Source organism: Micromonospora sp. LA-10 (assembly GCF_051853095.1).
Taxonomy (GTDB): domain Bacteria; phylum Actinomycetota; class Actinomycetes; order Mycobacteriales; family Micromonosporaceae; genus Micromonospora; species Micromonospora echinospora_A.
The window spans coordinates 5,124,937-5,140,953 of record NZ_CP195710.1; the positions used below are offsets into that span (position 1 = coordinate 5,124,937).

Annotated in this window: 16 protein-coding genes; 12 read left to right on the forward strand and 4 right to left on the reverse strand. The window is 72.0% G+C overall.

What is annotated here, in order from left to right; all coding sequences use genetic code 11:
• Positions 1-97: 97 nt before the first annotated feature.
• The 6 genes from lepA (at position 98) to ACSDG8_RS24210 (ending at position 6,349) form a co-directional block, all read left to right on the forward strand.
• Positions 98-1,975: a translation elongation factor 4 gene (lepA, locus tag ACSDG8_RS24185; protein WP_210898071.1), complete on the forward strand. Its 1,878-nt coding sequence runs from the start codon at positions 98-100 to the stop codon at positions 1,973-1,975.
• A gap of 220 nt (positions 1,976-2,195) precedes the next feature.
• The gene (locus tag ACSDG8_RS24190; RefSeq protein ID WP_013287984.1) at positions 2,196-2,483 is read left to right on the forward strand and encodes a GlsB/YeaQ/YmgE family stress response membrane protein; all 288 of its coding nucleotides are present in this window, start codon (positions 2,196-2,198) and stop codon (positions 2,481-2,483) included.
• Between the two features lie 252 nt (positions 2,484-2,735).
• Positions 2,736-3,020 carry a GlsB/YeaQ/YmgE family stress response membrane protein gene (locus ACSDG8_RS24195; protein ID WP_210898073.1) on the forward strand — a complete coding sequence of 95 codons (285 nt, stop codon included), beginning with the start codon at positions 2,736-2,738 and terminating at the stop codon, positions 3,018-3,020.
• Between the two features lie 223 nt (positions 3,021-3,243).
• Positions 3,244-4,536 (forward strand): sugar ABC transporter substrate-binding protein, encoded by a 1,293-nt coding sequence (locus tag ACSDG8_RS24200; protein WP_210898075.1) that lies wholly within the window; start codon positions 3,244-3,246, stop codon positions 4,534-4,536.
• Positions 4,533-5,519, forward strand: a complete 987-nt coding sequence (locus ACSDG8_RS24205; protein ID WP_210898077.1) for a carbohydrate ABC transporter permease — start codon at positions 4,533-4,535, stop codon at positions 5,517-5,519. Before ACSDG8_RS24200 ends, ACSDG8_RS24205 begins: the two co-directional genes overlap by 4 nt.
• Positions 5,516-6,349 (forward strand): carbohydrate ABC transporter permease, encoded by an 834-nt coding sequence (locus tag ACSDG8_RS24210; RefSeq protein WP_030503115.1) that lies wholly within the window; start codon positions 5,516-5,518, stop codon positions 6,347-6,349. The genes ACSDG8_RS24205 and ACSDG8_RS24210 overlap by 4 nt, the downstream gene beginning before the upstream one ends.
• Positions 6,350-6,362: 13 nt before the next feature.
• On the opposite strand, the gene ACSDG8_RS24215 is transcribed toward ACSDG8_RS24210, so the two are convergent.
• Positions 6,363-7,223: a hypothetical protein gene (locus ACSDG8_RS24215; protein WP_210898079.1), complete on the reverse strand. Its 861-nt coding sequence runs from the start codon at positions 7,221-7,223 to the stop codon at positions 6,363-6,365.
• Between the two features lie 151 nt (positions 7,224-7,374).
• Complete coding sequence (locus ACSDG8_RS24220; protein WP_210898081.1) at positions 7,375-8,160, reverse strand: enoyl-CoA hydratase-related protein; 786 nt, start codon at positions 8,158-8,160, stop codon at positions 7,375-7,377.
• A 19-nt stretch (positions 8,161-8,179) separates the two neighbouring features.
• Here ACSDG8_RS24220 and hemW point away from each other — a divergent pair, with 19 nt between their 5' ends.
• On the forward strand, positions 8,180-9,403 hold the full coding sequence (hemW, locus tag ACSDG8_RS24225) for a radical SAM family heme chaperone HemW (protein WP_210898083.1): 1,224 nt from the start codon (positions 8,180-8,182) through the stop codon (positions 9,401-9,403).
• 39 nt (positions 9,404-9,442) lie between these two features.
• Here hemW and ACSDG8_RS24230 read toward each other — a convergent pair whose 3' ends face one another.
• The gene (locus tag ACSDG8_RS24230; protein WP_210898085.1) at positions 9,443-10,099 is read right to left on the reverse strand and encodes a DUF4870 domain-containing protein; all 657 of its coding nucleotides are present in this window, start codon (positions 10,097-10,099) and stop codon (positions 9,443-9,445) included.
• Positions 10,100-10,332: 233 nt separating this feature from the next.
• On the opposite strand from ACSDG8_RS24230, the gene hrcA reads away from it, so the two are divergent.
• The 3 genes from hrcA to ACSDG8_RS24245 all read left to right on the forward strand — a co-directional run bounded on the left by hrcA (position 10,333) and on the right by ACSDG8_RS24245 (position 13,310).
• Positions 10,333-11,355 carry a heat-inducible transcriptional repressor HrcA gene (gene hrcA, locus ACSDG8_RS24235; protein ID WP_210898087.1) on the forward strand — a complete coding sequence of 341 codons (1,023 nt, stop codon included), beginning with the start codon at positions 10,333-10,335 and terminating at the stop codon, positions 11,353-11,355.
• Positions 11,356-11,428: 73 nt separating this feature from the next.
• Positions 11,429-12,574 (forward strand): molecular chaperone DnaJ, encoded by a 1,146-nt coding sequence (dnaJ, locus tag ACSDG8_RS24240; protein ID WP_192900100.1) that lies wholly within the window; start codon positions 11,429-11,431, stop codon positions 12,572-12,574.
• A 1-nt stretch (position 12,575) separates the two neighbouring features.
• Positions 12,576-13,310: a 16S rRNA (uracil(1498)-N(3))-methyltransferase gene (locus ACSDG8_RS24245; protein ID WP_210898089.1), complete on the forward strand. Its 735-nt coding sequence runs from the start codon at positions 12,576-12,578 to the stop codon at positions 13,308-13,310.
• 120 nt (positions 13,311-13,430) lie between these two features.
• Here ACSDG8_RS24245 and ACSDG8_RS24250 read toward each other — a convergent pair whose 3' ends face one another.
• Positions 13,431-14,192, reverse strand: a complete 762-nt coding sequence (locus ACSDG8_RS24250) for an SDR family NAD(P)-dependent oxidoreductase (protein WP_210898091.1) — start codon at positions 14,190-14,192, stop codon at positions 13,431-13,433.
• Between the two features lie 93 nt (positions 14,193-14,285).
• Between ACSDG8_RS24250 and ACSDG8_RS24255 the strand changes: the two genes are divergently transcribed.
• On the forward strand, positions 14,286-14,630 hold the full coding sequence (locus tag ACSDG8_RS24255; protein ID WP_073831842.1) for a histidine triad nucleotide-binding protein: 345 nt from the start codon (positions 14,286-14,288) through the stop codon (positions 14,628-14,630).
• Positions 14,627-16,003 carry a serine hydrolase domain-containing protein gene (locus tag ACSDG8_RS24260; RefSeq protein ID WP_210898093.1) on the forward strand — a complete coding sequence of 459 codons (1,377 nt, stop codon included), beginning with the start codon at positions 14,627-14,629 and terminating at the stop codon, positions 16,001-16,003. The genes ACSDG8_RS24255 and ACSDG8_RS24260 overlap by 4 nt, the downstream gene beginning before the upstream one ends.
• The last annotated feature ends 14 nt before the right edge of the window (positions 16,004-16,017 follow it).

Here is a 16,017-nt window from a genome sequence, read left to right on the forward strand (position 1 = left end):
AAAGGGGGAGTCCGGGCGCGCCCCGGACGACGTGGGACCATGGAGGGGGCCGGCGGCGCGCCGGCCCGCTCACGTCAGCCGACCAGAACGGACCGCTGTGCCACCGACGCTCGATCCCGGCGCGAACGCTCCTGGTGCCACCGACCCGGCGCGCATCCGGAACTTCTGCATCATCGCCCACATCGACCACGGGAAGTCGACCCTGGCCGACCGGATGTTGCAGCTCACCGGTGTGGTCGACCCACGGCAGATGCGCGCGCAGTATCTGGACCGAATGGACATCGAGCGCGAGCGCGGCATCACCATCAAGAGCCAGGCCGTGCGGATGCCGTGGACGATCCGCGAGGGCGACCGGGCTGGTGAGACCGCCGTGCTCAACATGATCGACACTCCGGGCCACGTGGACTTCACCTACGAGGTGTCCCGTTCGCTGGCCGCCTGTGAGGGCGCGATCCTGCTCGTCGACGCGGCGCAGGGCATCGAGGCGCAGACGCTCGCCAACCTCTACCTGGCGCTCGAGAACGACCTGCACATCATCCCGGTGCTCAACAAGATCGACCTGCCGGCTGCCCAGCCGGAGAAGTACGCCGAGGAGCTGGCGCACCTGATCGGCGGCGACCCGGCGGACTGCATCAGGGTCTCCGGCAAGACCGGTGAGGGCGTGCCCTACCTGCTGGACGAGATCGTCCGGCAGTTCGTGCCGCCGGTGGGTGAGGCCCAGTCGCCGGCCCGCGCGATGATCTTCGACTCGGTGTACGACGTCTACCGGGGCGTGGTCACGTACGTCCGGGTGATCGACGGCCGGATCTCGGCCCGGGACCGGATCAAGATGATGTCCACCGGCGCCGTGCACGAGCTGCTGGAGATCGGCGTCATCTCGCCGGAGATGGTCAAGGCCGACGCGCTCGGCGTCGGCGAGGTGGGTTACCTGATCACCGGCGTGAAGGACGTGCGCCAGTCCCGGGTCGGTGACACGGTCACCATCAACGGCAATCCGGCCAAGGAGGCGCTCGGCGGCTACAAGGACCCGAAGCCGATGGTCTACTCGGGTCTCTATCCGATCGACGGCTCGGACTACCCGAACCTGCGCGAGGCGCTGGACAAGCTCAAGCTCAACGACGCCGCGCTGGTCTACGAGCCGGAGACCTCCGGCGCGCTGGGCTTCGGCTTCCGCTGCGGCTTCCTCGGCCTGCTGCACCTGGAGATCATCCGGGAGCGGCTGGAGCGGGAGTTCAACCTCGACCTGATCTCCACCGCGCCGAACGTGGTGTACCGCGCCATCCAGGAGGACGGCGAGGAGATCGTGGTGACCAATCCGAGCGAGTACCCGACCGGCAAGATCGCCGAGGTGTACGAGCCGACGGTGCGGGCGACGGTGCTGACCCCGAACGACTACGTCGGCGCGGTGATGGAGCTGTGCCAGGGTCGCCGGGGCAGCCTGCTCGGCATGGACTACCTCTCCGCCGACCGGGTGGAGCTGCGCTACACGCTGCCGCTGGCCGAGATCATCTTCGACTTCTTCGACCAGCTCAAGAGCCGCACCAAGGGTTACGCCTCGCTCGACTACGAGCCCTCCGGCGAGCAGGCGTCCGACCTGGTGAAGGTCGACATCCTGCTGCACGGCGAGCCGGTCGACGCGTTCAGCGCGATCGTGCACAAGGACAAGGCGTACACGTACGGCACGACGATCGCGGCGAAGCTGCGCTCGCTGATCCCGCGCCAGCAGTTCGAGGTGCCGATCCAGGCGGCGATCGGCAGCCGGGTGATCGCCCGGGAGACGATCCGCGCGATCCGCAAGGACGTGCTCGCCAAGTGCTACGGCGGTGACATCAGCCGTAAGCGCAAGCTGCTGGAGAAGCAGAAGGAGGGCAAGAAGCGGATGAAGATGGTGGGCCGGGTGGAGGTCCCCCAGGAGGCGTTCATCGCCGCGCTCTCGTCCGACTCCGGCGACGGCAAGCCCGCCGGCAAGAAGTAACCAGTCAGGCTCCACGAACCGGCCGGCGTCCTCTTCAGGGCGCCGGCCGGTTCGCGTACCCAGGAATTTTCAGGCGGTGGCAGCGCTCCCACCTGCGGGTTCGCCCTGGCCGGGGGAGTGGCGGTCGATGCGGCCGGTTTCGGTTTTCGATGCGTCGGGCACTTAGCGGGCACGACAGCAACCGCACAGAACGTGCGAAATCGCTTTAGGAGGACCGACCGTGGAGTTCACCGTCTGGGGCATCATCACCGCGCTGGTCGTGGGTCTGATCGTCGGCGCGCTGGGTCGGCTGGTCGTGCCGGGCCGCCAGAACATGCCGATGTGGCTGCACATGGTGATCGGTGTCGGCGCCGCCCTGCTGGGTACCGTCCTGGCCCGCGCGCTCGGCATCGCGACGCAGACCGCCGGCATCGACTGGGCCGAGCTGGCCGTGCAGGTCGTGCTCGCCGCCATCGCCGTGGCCCTGGTGGCCGGCGTCGGCCGCCGCCGCAGCGTCTCGCGTTACTGATCGACGCACCACGCGCCTCGACGGGCGCCCGGCCGATGAGGCCGGGCGCCCGTCGGCGTATTCGGCGCATTGAACCCCGTCGGTGCGCAGGCTCCGCCCGCCGCGCCGGGTTTCGGGGAGAAGCAGCAGGTCAGGGTACGTCTGAACAATTCGTCATCGGAGTCGGTTTGGATTTCGAGGCGGTCGGGAACTTAGCGATCACGACAGTAACCACACGAAATGTGTGACCCGATCTTAAGGAGGAGGGCGACCATGGAGCTCACCGTTTGGGGCATCATCACGGCGCTGGTCGTTGGTCTGATCGTCGGCGCGCTGGGCCGGCTGGTCGTGCCGGGCCGGCAGAACATGCCGATTTGGCTGCACATGCTGATCGGCGTCGGCGCCGCGCTTCTGGGCACGATCGTGGCCCGGGCCTCCGGCTTCGCCGAGACCGCCGGTATCGACTGGCGCGAGCTGATGCTGCAGGTGCTCTTCGCTGCGATCGCCGTGGCCCTGGTGGCCGGCGTCGGCCGTCGCCGCGGCGTCTCGCGCTACTGACCCCGCACCACGCGCCTCGACGGGCGCCCGGCCTCATCGGCCGGGCGCCCGTCGGCGTTCGTGGGCTCCGAACTGCCCGGACGGCATCGATGTCGGCCGGGCCCTCGGCTGCGATACGGTCGCCTCTGCCCTCCGTCGCGAACACCCCCTGTTGTAAAGGAAATTTTCCTACTAAGGTGCGGCGGAGAAGGTTAGTGCCAAACGGCCCTGAGGGAGATATGGCGTGAACAGGTGGAAGCGGCTGGCTCCGGTCACCGCCATCGTGGCGTCGGCCGCGTTGGTGCTGACCGCGTGCGGTGGCTCCGGCGACGACGACAAGGCCGCCGACAACAGCAAGCTCACTGTGTGGATGATGGGTGAGGGCGGCGACGCCCAGACCGCGTTCCTCGACGGCGTCGAGGCGGAATTCAAGAAGAAGCACCCCGAGACCGACGTCGTGGTGCAGTACATCCCCTGGCTCGAGGCGCCGAAGAAGTTCCAGGCCGCGCTCGCCGGTGGGGAGGGCCCGGACGTCACCGAGCTCGGCAACACCGAGACTCAGGGCTGGGCCGCGCAGGAGGCCCTCGCCGACGTCACGGACAAGTTCAACGGCTGGTCCGAGGGCAAGGACATCCTGCCCGACCTGGTCAAGAACGCCCAGCTCGACGGCAAGCAGTACGGCGTGCCGTGGTACGCCGGCGTGCGGGCCGTCTACTACCGGACCGACTGGTTCGCCGAGGCCGGCGTGAAGCCGCCGACGACCTGGGACGAGATGGTCGCCGCCGCGAAGGCCGTGCAGGCCAAGAAGCCCGGCACCTACGGCATCGCCCTGCCCGGCAACTCCGAGCTGCCGTTCTACTCCTTCCTCTGGGGTGCCGGCGCGGAGATCGCCACCAAGGAGGGCGACGCCTGGAAGTCCGGCTACAACACCCCCGAGGCGCAGAAGGCGGTCAAGTTCTGGACCGACCTGGTGACCGTGCACAAGGTCGCCCCGCCGGCCGCCGCCGCGTGGAACGAGGTCGACGCCCGTACCCAGTTCGCCACGGGCAAGGCCGCGATGGCGTTCGCCGGCAGCTGGCAGGGCGGCGCGATGAAGAAGGACAACCCGGACATCGAGAAGGTCTGGGGCACGTTCCCGATTCCCGGCCCGGACGGCAAGGCCGCCCCGGCGTTCGCCGGTGGCTCCGACATCGCCATCTGGAAGGACAGCGAGCGGCAGTCGCTGGCCTGGGACTACATGACTGTGCTGCTGAGCAAGCAGAAGGACAAGGAGTTCGCGAGCAGCCTCGGCTTCTTCCCGGTCTACAAGGACCTGGTCAGCAGCGGCGACTACGCCAACGACAAGGTGATGGCCGCGTTCGCCACCGCCATCCAGAACACCAAGCTGACCCCGCTCACCCCGAAGTGGGTCGAGGTCAGCCGGACCAAGACGGTGACCCAGGCGATGAACAGCTCGGTCATCAAGGGCCAGAAGACGGTCGAGAAGGCCACCGCCGACGCGGCCACCGAGATGGAAAGCATTCTCAACGCCAAGTGACCACGCTGACCGAGGCCACCGGCGAGGCCGCCGCGCGGGAGACCCCCGCGCGGCGGCGCCGTCGCCGGGTGGACCACCTTCCGTACCTGCTGCTCCTGCCCTGCCTGGCGATCATCGCCGTGCTGCTGCTCTGGCCGCTCGGCCAGGTCGTGTGGATGTCCTTCCACAAGCTGGACAGCGTCCGGCAGCTGCGCGGCGACCGCGAGTGGCCCTGGGTCGGCCTGGCCAACTACGCGCAGATCCTCGGCGACCCGTTCTTCCGTACGGTGCTGCGCAACACCGTGCTGTTCGCGGTCGCCAACGTGGCGCTCACGATGATCCTCGGCACCCTGGTCGGGCTGCTGCTCAACCGCCTGGGCAGGAAGATGGCCACGTTCGTGGCGAGCTGCGTGATGCTCGCCTGGGCCACCCCGGCGCTGACCGGCACCATCGTCTGGAAATGGATCTTCGACGACACGAGCGGCCTGGTCACGTGGTTGTTCAACAAGCTCCCCGACGGGCTCTCCACGGCCCTGTTCGGGCGCAGCGACTGGACCGGGTACGGCTGGTTCAACGACCCGCTGATGTTCTTCGCGATCCTGACGCTCGTGGTGGTCTGGCACTCTTTCCCGTTCATCGCGGTGAGCGTGCTGGCCGGGCTCAAGAGCGTGCCGACGGAGTTGCAGGAAGCGGCCCGGGTCGACGGCGCCGGTCCGTGGAAGGTCTTCTGGTCGGTGACCTTCCCGATCCTGCGGCCGGTCTTCGGCATCCTCGTGGTGCTCTCCACGATCTGGGACTTCAAGGTCTTCACCCAGCAGTTCGTGCTGGCCGGCGGCACCCAGGACCGGTCGACGTTCATGCTGTCGATCTACTCGTACGCGGAGGCGTTCTCGCCACCGCCCAAGTACGGCCTCGGCTCCGCCATCGCGGTGATCCTCACCGTGATCCTGCTCGCGGTGACCGCCCTGTACGTCCGCATGGTGCTGCGGCAGGAGGACGAATGATGAAGAAGATCGCCCTCAACGGCGCGGGCCTGCTGGTCGCGCTCTTCGCCGCGTTCCCGGTCTACTGGATGGTGGCGACGTCGCTGAAGCCCAACCGGGAAATCTTCTCGTCCACGCCCCGGCCGGTGCCGGCGGAGCCGACGCTGGAGCACTACCGGGAGATCCTCACCGGCAACCTGATCCCGGGCGTGACGTTCACCGACTTCTTCCTCAACAGCGCGCTGGTCGCGCTGGCGACGGTGCTGCTGAGCGGGCTGGTCGCGCTGCTGGCCGCGACAGCGGTGGCCCGGTTCCGGTTCAAGCTGCGCACCACGTTCCTGATCATGCTGCTGGTGGTGCAGATGATCCCGCTGGAGGCGCTGGTCATCCCGCTGTTCCTGATGATCCAGCGGCTCGGCCTCTACAACACGCTGCCCAGCCTGATCCTCACGTACCTCGGCTTCTCGCTGCCGTTCGCGGTCTGGATGCTGCGGGGCTTCGTCGCCGCGGTGCCGAAGGAGCTGGAGGAGGCCGCCGCCATCGACGGGGCCAGCCGGGCCCAGACGTTCCGCAAGGTGCTGTTCCCGCTTGTCGCGCCCGGGCTGGTCGCCACCAGCATCTTCTCGTTCATCACCGCCTGGAACGAGCTGATCTTCGCGCTGACGTTCATCAACGACCAGCAGAAGTACACGCTGCCGGTGGCGATGACGTTCTTCTTCGGCCGCGACGACACCGCGTGGGGCTCGGTCATGGCCGCGTCCACGCTGTTCACCCTGCCGGTGATCATCTTCTTCCTGCTGGTGCAGCGCCGGATGGTCTCCGGCCTGGTCGCCGGAGCCGTGAAGGGCTGAGGAGGCGGGCCGGTCAGGCCGCCGCGAACACCTCGGCGCGTACCTCGGTGGCCGGATCGCCCTTCACCCGGGCCCAGGAGCCCTGCTCGGCCGTCCACTCCAGGTTGCCGAAGCGGACCTTCTTCACGCCGTGGTCGTCGGCGTGCGACACCAGCCAGTGCGCGTACCGCCAGCCGTTACGGTCGTCGCCAGCCGGCACGGTGAGCGCGGTCAGGTCCGTCGCCGTGGCCAGCCGGGGCAGCCCCCAGTCCAGCGACAGGCTCTCCAGCACGGCGCTGGCGGCGGCCGGCCCGCGCATCGTCGGCGGCGAACTCACCGTGCAGGCCACCGCGCCGGTCGCGTGGCCGAGCAACGCGCGGGTCAGGACCTCCGACTCGTCGGCCCACTTCTCGTACGCCTCGGGGAACGCCGACCGCTGCACCCGCTGGGCGGCGTCGGTGACCCGCATCCGCTCCCAGCCCTTGACCTTCTTCAGCGCGGCGTAGAACTTGTTCGCCGCGTACCGCGGGTCCTGGACCTGTTCCGGGGTGCCCCAGCCCTGGCTCGGGCGCTGCTGGAACAGGCCGAGCGAGTCACGGTCGCCGTGCGCGATGTTGCGCAGGTGCGACTCCTGGTACGCGGTGGCCAGCGCCACCACCACCGCCCGCTCGGGCATCCGGCGCTGCATCCCGATGGCCGCGATCGTCGCCGCGTTGGCCATCTGGTCGGCGCCGAGCACCACCTCGCCGTCGGCCTGCACCGTGCAGGTCCGGCTGGCCAGGGGAAGCCGCAGGTGCTCGCCGAACTGCTTGGTCACGACGTAGACCGCGAGCAGGGCCAGTACGCACACCGCAACACCAGTTGCCACGATCGCCGCTCGCGTCCGCACCCGCACCCCCTGTCCCGACAGTCCGCCAAGCGTACGTCGGCCCCGCGCCCGCGCCTCTCGTCCGAGTGGCCGTCCCGTCACCGCGTGACCGGCCACGCCGCGCCGCCGGGCGGGGCCCGCCGCCACCGAAGGCGTCGAGCCGGGCCCGCCGCGCGCCTCAGTCCCCGGCGGGCACCCAGGCGGCGGGCCGCTTCTCCCGGAACGCCATGACGCCCTCACGCCCCTCGTCGGAGAGGAAGTACCCGGTGGACAGCGCCGCCAACTCCGCGATCTCGGCCCGCAGGTCCGTGGCGGCGGGGCGGCGCAGCAACTCCTTCGCCCCGGCCAGCGCCCCCGGCGCGCCCTTGACCAGCGAGCCGCAGTAGCGCTCGACGGCGGCGTCCAGCTCGTCGGCCGGCACCGCGGCGGTGACCAGGCCGACCTCGGCGGCGCGACGGCCGTCGAAGGTGTCGCCGGTCAGGTACAGCTCGGCGGCGGCCCGCTGGCCCAGCCGGGGCAGCACGGTCGCCGAGATCACCGCCGGGATCACCCCGATCCGCACCTCGGTGAACGCGAACGTCGCCTCCTGCGCGCAGACCGCCAGGTCGGCGGCGGCGATCAGGCCCAGCCCACCGGCCCGGGCCGGCCCGGCCACCTTGGCCAGCACCGGCTTCGGGCACTCCCGCACCGCGACCAGCACGTCGCCGAGCATCCCGGCGGGCACCGTCCCGCTGGCGTACGCGGCGGCGGTCTCCTTCAGGTCGGCGCCGGAGCAGAAGACCGGGCCGGTGTGGTCGAGCACGATCGCGCGTACCGCGTCGTCGGCGACCGCGTCGGCCAGCCCGGCCAGCAGCTGGGTCATCAGGGGCGTGGAGAGCGCGTTGCGGTTGTGCGGGCTGTCCAGGGTGAGGGTGGTCACCCCACGGGCCGTGGCGACTCGCACGAGAGCGTCCGGAGAGGTCATGCCGGGCACACTAGTGGCCATGCCCGGCGTCCTTCCAGAAGGCGAACCCGTCCCGCGCGACGGATCGCTCCCAGCCACCGCCCGTCGCACCGTCGGCGCGCGCGGCTTCGGCGTGTACGTGCACGTCCCGTTCTGTGCCTCCCGGTGCGGTTACTGCGACTTCAACACGTACACCGCCGCCGAGCTGGGCGGCGGGGCGAGCCGGGAGACGTACGCCGACTCCGTGCTGGCCGAGCTGGCGCTCGCCGCCCGGGTGCTGGGCGACTCGCCGCCGCCCCGGGTCGACACCGTGTTCGTCGGCGGCGGCACGCCGACCCTGCTGCCCGCCGACGACCTGGCCCGGATCCTCGACGGCATCGACCGCGTCTGGGGGCTGGCCGCCGACGCCGAGGTGACCACCGAGGCCAACCCCGAGTCGGTGACCCCGGAGTCGCTCAAGACGCTGCGGGCCGCCGGGTACACCCGGATCTCGCTGGGCATGCAGTCGGCCGCGCCAGGGGTGCTCGCGGTGCTCGACCGTCGGCACAGCGCGGGCCGGGCCACCGCCGCCGCGCTGGAGGCGCGCGACGCCGGGTTCGACCACGTGAACCTGGACCTGATCTACGGCACGCCGGGCGAGACGGCCGACGACTTCGCCGCCTCGCTGGCCCAGGTGGTCGAGGCGGGCGTGGACCACGTCAGCGCGTACGCCCTGATCGTGGAGGACGGCACCCGGCTGGCCGCGCGGATGCGCCGGGGCGAGCTGCCGTACCCCTCCGACGACGTGGCGGCGGACCGCTACCTGGCCGCGGAGGCGGCGCTCGGCGCGGCCGGCTTCTCCTGGTACGAGGTGTCGAACTGGGCCCGCTCGGCGGCGGCCCGGTGCCGGCACAACCTGCTCTACTGGACCGGCGCCGACTGGTGGGGCCTGGGCCCGGGGGCGCACAGCCACGTCGGCGGCGTGCGCTGGTGGAACGTCAAGCACCCGAGCGCGTACGCGGCGCGGCTGGCCGAGGGCGCCTCGCCGGCGCTGGCCCGGGAAGTGCTCAGCCCGGACGAGCAGCACATGGAGGACGTGATGCTGCGGGTGCGGCTCGCCTCCGGGCTGCCGCTGGACGTGCTGGACGAGCCCGGCCGGGCGGGCGCCGAGCGGGCCCGGGACGCCGGGCTGCTCGACGCCGGGGCGTACGCGCGCGGGCTCGTGGTGCTGACGCTGCGCGGACGGCTGCTGGCCGACGCGGTGGTCCGTGACCTGCTGCCGTGACCGGCACCGGCCGGCCGCCCCCGCGGCCGGCCGGCGGTGTCACTTGATGAAGTTGTAGGTCATCGGGTAGCGGTAGAGCACACCCTCGTTGGCCTTGACCCCGCCGATGATCCCGAAGATCAGCGGCACCAGCCAGACCAGCATCGGGATGAAGAACAGGATCCCGCAGGTGACGACCGTGATCACCCAGGCGAGCACGCTGGCGATGGTCCAGGTGATCTGGAAGTTCAGCGCCGCGACCGCGTGGGCGCGCACGGTCGGCGACTGCTGACCGCGGGTCATCATCGCGATCAGCGGGGCGACCCAGCCGAGCAGACCGCCACCGACGATGACGCCCGCGGCGCCACCGAAGTGCGCCACCAGGGCCCAGGTCTTCTCGTCGTTGTTGGCGTACCCGGCCGGGCCGTAGCCGCCACCACCGGGAAAGCCGCCACCGGCGGGGTAGCCGGCGCCGTAGCCCGGCGTGCCGCCCGGCGGGGGGTAACCGCCCGGGGGCGGGTAGTCGCCCGGCGGAGGTTGCCCGCCCGGAGGCGGGTAGCCGCCCGGGGGCGGATAGTCACCGGGCGGGGGATACCCGCCCGCGCCCGGCGCGCCGGACAGTGGAGCGGTGGGCGGCTCGCCGGAGCCGTAGGGCGCCGACGGGTCGGGCTGGGGGCCGGAGTCCCCTGCTCCGGGAGGGCGAGGAGGTTCAGTCATGCACGTCACGGTAGGGCCACCGGGCAAGTGGCACCAGAGCGACACAGACCCAGCGTGACCGGCTGTTCGGCCCTGGTGTGCCGGGCGGTGTGGCGGGCCGCACCGCAGGTCCGTCAGGCGATCATCGCGTCGGCGGGGGTGCCGACGTAGACTGGCACTCGCTACAGTCGAGTGCCAGCCGCCCGGCGGATGCCGCGTGCCGGCCCGGCCGAGGTGTGTCAGGAGGTGGGGACATGGGTCTCGACGACCGCAAACTCGCCGTGCTGCGCGCGATCGTCGAGGACTACGTCGCCACGCAGGAGCCGGTGGGCAGCAAGGCCCTGGTCGAGCGGCACCAGCTCGGCGTCTCCCCGGCGACGGTGCGCAACGACATGGCGGTGCTGGAGGAGGAGGGCTACATCCGGCAGCCGCACACCAGTGCCGGCCGGGTGCCCACCGACCGCGGCTACCGCCTCTTCGTGGACCGTCTCTCCCGGGTCAAGCCGCTCAGCCCGGCCGAGCGCCGCGCCATCGAGCGCTTCCTGGTCGGCGCGGTCGACCTCGACGACGTGGTGCACCGTACGGTCCGGCTGCTCGCCCAGCTCACCCGGCAGGTCGCCGTGGTGCAGTACCCGAGCCTCGCCCGGTCCAAGGTGCGTCACCTGGAGTTGGTGCCGATCTCCACCACCCGGCTGATGGTCGTCATGATCGCCGACACCGGCCGGGTCGAGCAGCGGCTCGTCGAGCTGCCCGCCCCGGTGCCCGCCGACGACGTGACCGACCTGCGCCGGCTGGTGAACGAGAAGCTGGTCGGCAGTCAGCTCTCCGAGACGCCGCCGCTGGTGGAGGCCCTGGTGGACGAGTCCGCGCCGCATCTGCGCCCGGCCATGACCACGCTCTCCACCGTGCTGCTGGAGACGCTCGTGGAACGCCACGAGGAGCGCCTCGCGCTGGCCGGGCAGGCCAACCTCACCCGGGGCGGCCTGCTCGACTTCCAGGGCTCGCTGCGGCCGATCCTGGAGGCGCTCGAAGAAGAGGTCGTGCTGCTCAAACTGATCGGCGAGACGGAGCCGAGCACCACCCGCGTGCTGATCGGCGACGAGAACGAGTTCGACAACCTGCGGGCCGCCTCGGTGGTCAGCACCGGCTACGGACCGGGCAGCACCATCGTCGGTGGGCTCGGCGTGCTCGGCCCGACCCGGATGGACTACCCCGGCAATATCGCCATGGTGAGAGCCGTGGCACGCTACGTGGGCGAACTTCTGGCCCAGAACTGACCAGTCAGGGCCGACGGCCGGTTGCGGCCGACGACCGGAGCGACGCGAGACGAACATGAGGACACCTAACGCAGTGGCCAGGGACTACTACGGCATTCTCGGCGTGAGCCGGGACGCCTCCGACGACGAGATCAAGCGTGCCTACCGCAAGCTGGCGCGGCAGTACCACCCGGACGTCAATCCGGACCCGGAGGCCCAGGAGAAGTTCAAGGACATCAACGCCGCGTACGAGGTCCTCTCGGACGACCGGAAACGGCAGATCGTCGACCTCGGCGGCGACCCGCTCGCCCCCGGCGGCGGTGGCATGGGCGGCCCGGGCGGGCCCGGCGGCGCCGGTCCGTTCGTCGGCTTCCAGGACATCATGGACGCGTTCTTCGGCGGCGCGGCGGGCGGCAGCCGGGGTCCCCGGCCGCGCACCCGCCCCGGCGCGGACGCGATCCTGCGCCTGGAACTGGACCTCAACGAGACCGCGTTCGGCGTCGAGGCGCCGATCACCGTCGACACCGCGGTGCTCTGCACCACCTGCTCCGGCGCCGGCACCGCCGCCGGCACCCACCTGGCCACCTGCGAGGCGTGCGGCGGCCGGGGCGAGGTGCAGTCGGTGCAGCGCACCTTCCTCGGCCAGGTGGTCTCCGCCCGACCGTGCACCGTCTGCCAGGGCTACGGCACCACCATCCCGCACCCCTGCCCGACCTGCGCCGGTGAGGGCCGGGTGCGTACCCGCCGCTCGCTGACCGTCAAGATCCCGGCCGGCGTCGAGGACGGCATGCGGATCCGCCTCGCCCAGCAGGGCGAGGTCGGCCCGGGCGGCGGCACCGCCGGCGACCTCTACGTGGAGATCCACGAGCGGCCGCACGACGTCTACTCCCGCAAGGGCGACGACCTGCACTGCCGGGTGACGGTCCCGATGACCGCCGCCGCGCTCGGCACCCGGCTGACCATCAAGACGCTCGACAGCGAGGAAGCCGTCGACGTCAAGCCCGGCACCCAGCCCGGCAGCACGCTGCGGCTGCGCGCCCGGGGCGTACCGCACCTGCGCGGCACCGGCCGGGGCGACCTCTACGTGCACCTGGACGTGCGTACCCCGACCAAGCTCGACGCCGACCAGGAGCGGATGCTGCGCGACTTCGCCAAGACCCGCGGCGAGGAGGTCGCCGAGCTGAGCAAGCAGGGCGGCTTCTTCTCCCGGATGCGCGACGCGTTCAACGGGCACGCCTGAGGTGTCCGCCCCGCTGTTCCTGGTCGAGGCGCTGCCCACCGGTGACACGCTGACGCTGGACGGCCCGGAGGGCCATCACGCGGCGACCGTGCAGCGGCTGCGCGCCGGCGAGGAACTGCTGCTCGCCGACGGCCGGGGCGGCACCGCCGCCGCGGTGGTCACCGCCGTCGGCCGGGGCACGCTCGACCTGCGCGTCACCAGCCGGGGGTACGCGGACGCGCCCGTGCCCCGGCTCGTCGTGGTGCAGGGCATCGCCAAGGGCGACCGGGGTGAACTGGCCGTGCAGGCGATGACCGAGGTCGGGGTGGACGAGATCGTGCCCTGGGCGGCGTCCCGCTCGGTGGCGCAGTGGCGCGGCGACCGGGGCGTACGGGCCCGGCAGAAGTGGGTGGCCACCGCCCGGGAGGCCGCCAAGCAGGCCCGCCGCCCGTGGCTGCCGGTGGTGGCCGGCGCCCCCGACGAGTCCACCGCGACGGTGGCCCGCCGGATCGCGGGCGCGGCAGCCGCGTTCGTGCTGCACGAGGGCGCGCAGGACCGCCTGACCGCAGTCGACCTGCCGACGGCCGGGGAGATCGTCCTGGTGGTGGGCCCGGAGGGCGGCATCGCCGACCACGAGCTGGCCACGTTCGCCGAGGCGGGAGCGCGCACGGTCCGCCTGGGCCCGTCGGTGCTGCGCACGTCCACAGCAGGCGTGGCAGCCCTGACAGTCCTGGCAACCCGCCTGACCCACTGGTAACCCGCGCTCCTCCTTTTTCCCGGCGCGTCGATCTTGCAGTTTCGGCCCGTATCGCGCCCCTTTTGCGGTGCTCTGCCGGGGCCGAAAGTGCAAGATCGCGGGGGACGGGAGGGAGGGGGGTCAGGAGCGGAGGTAGGAGGCGCCGTTCAGGTCGATGATGGTGCCTGACGCCCACTCGGCCTCGGGACTGGCCAGCCAGTGCACCGCCGCCGCGATCTCCTCCGGCCGCGCCACCCGGTGGAACGGGGACTGTGCGCGTACCGCCTCGCCCCGCTCGCTCTTCAGGTGCTCGTTTGTCATGTCGGTCTCGACGAACCCGGGCGCCACGCACGCCACGGCGATGCCGTACGGGGCCAGGGCCACCGCGAGCGACTGCGCCATCGCGTTCATCCCGGCCTTGCTGGCCCCGTACGCCGGGTTTCCCGGCTCGCCCCGGAATGCGCCCCGGGACGAGACGTTGACGATCCGGCCCCCGCGTTCCCGCATGTGCTGCGCGGCGCACCAGGCGGCGTTCGCCGCGCCGACCAGGTTGGTGTCGAGCACCTCCCGCCACTGCGCCCGCCACTGCTCGTAGCTGCTCTCGAAGACCGGGTGCGGGGGATCGGCCGGCCCGAACACGCCGGCGTTGTTGACCAGCACGTCGAGACCGCCGAGCCGCTGGGCCGCCTCGTCCACCATGGCGCGTACCGCGTCGGGGTCGGCCAGGTCGGCGCGGACCACGACGTGCCCGTCGCCGGGCAGCTCGGCGCGGAGCTGTTCGGCCAGCCCGGCCGAGTCCCGGTGGTGGATCGCCACCCGGTCTCCACCTGCGGCGAACGCCCGCGCCACCGCCCGCCCGATGCCCCGCGAGGCCCCCGTCACCAGCACTGCCCGTCCCGACATGGCGGCCATTCTGCCGCACCGGCCCGGGGTGTTAAGAAGGGCCCCTTCCCCTACCGGAGGCGTTAAGCGGGGGCCCCTCCTTACACTGCTGCGATGGACTGCCTGTTCTGCCGGATCGTCGCCGGGGAGATCCCGGCCACCATCGTCCGCGAGACCGCCACCACCCTCGCCTTCCGGGACATCGACCCGAAGGCGCCCACCCACGTGCTGGTGATCCCGAAGGAGCACTACGTGGACGTGGCCACGCTGGCCCAGGGCGCGCCCGAACTGGCCGGTGAGGTGCTCCAGACCGCCGCCGTGGTGGCCGAGGAGGAGGGCCTGACCGTCGACGGGTTCCGGCTGATGTTCAACACCGGCCCGTACGGCGGGCAGGAGGTCTTCCACGTGCACGCCCACCTGCTCGGCGGCGCGCCGCTCGGCCCGATGCTCTGCCGATGACCGACGTCCCGGACCGGCTCGGCCGGATGGTGCGCCAGGCGCAGGCCACCGGGCGCATCCCGGCGGTGTCGGCCGCCCTGCACCGCGCCGACCGGCCGCTCTGGACCTGCGCCGTGGGCGACACCGGCAACGACACCGCGCTCGGGCCGGACACGGTGTTCCGGATCGGCTCGGTCACCAAGACGTTCACGGCGGCGCTGGTCATGCAGTGCCGCGACGACGGCCTGCTCGACCTGGACGACCCGGTCGGGCGGCACCTCGACCTGCCGGCGCACGGCGAGCTGACCGTACGCCGGCTGCTGTCGCACACCGCCGGTCTGCAACGCGAGCCCCACGGCGACGTGTGGGACAGCCTGCGCGCCCCGGCCGTCGAGGAGCTGCTGGCCGACCTGGCCCGGGTCGAGCGGGTGCTGCCCACCGGGCGGCGCTTCCACTACTCCAACCTCGGCATGGCGCTCCTGGGCGAGACGGTCGCCCGGCTCCGGGGCGGCACCTGGGCCGAGGTGCTGGCCGACCGGGTGCTCGCCCCGCTCGGGCTGACCGCCACCGGCCCGGCCCCGACCGAGCGTGCCGCGACCGGGTTCCTGGTCGACGCGTACTCCGACGAGGCCCGCCCGGAGCCACCCGCCGACTTCGGCGCGGTGGCGCCGGCGGCGCAGCTGTGGAGCACGGCGCCGGACATGGCCCGCTGGGCCGCGTTCCTGGCCGACCCGGCGGCGCTCGACCCGGACGGCGCGGTGCTCGCCGCGGCCACCGTCGAGGAGATGCGCTGGCCGCTGACCACCACCGACGAGTCGCTCTGGGCCGCCGGTTTCGGCCTCGGGCTGATCCTGGTGCCGCAGCCGGAGCGGGTGACCCACGTCGGGCACGACGGCGCGATGCCCGGATTCCTGGCCGCCGTCTACGGGCGGCGCGGCGGGCAGGGCACCGCCGGGGCGATGGGCGCCGCGGTGCTCGGCTCGTCCGGCACCGGCGTGGACGTGTTCGACCTGGCGCACCGGCTGCTCGCCGCTTCCGCCGAGCACGACCCGGCGGAGATCGAGCCGTGGCGTCCCGGCCCGCCCGCGCCGGCGCACCTGCGCGGCATGCTGGGCCGCTGGTGGGGCGAGGGTTTCGAGTACGTCTTCTCCTGGCACGACGGGACCCTGCGGGCCCGTGGCGCGGACGACCCGGCCGGGAAGCCGCCCGCGGTGTTCGCGCCGCTGCCGGACCGGCCGGACGTGTTCCGTACGGTCTCCGGCCGCGAGGTGGGGGAGCTGCTGCGGCTGACGCGCGACGAGCACGGCGTGGTGGTCCGGATGCACTGGGCGACCTACCGCTTCACCCGCCGCCAGGAGACCTTCGACGGGTACGACTTCCGCGCCGGTGACTGATCGCCGAGCGCCGG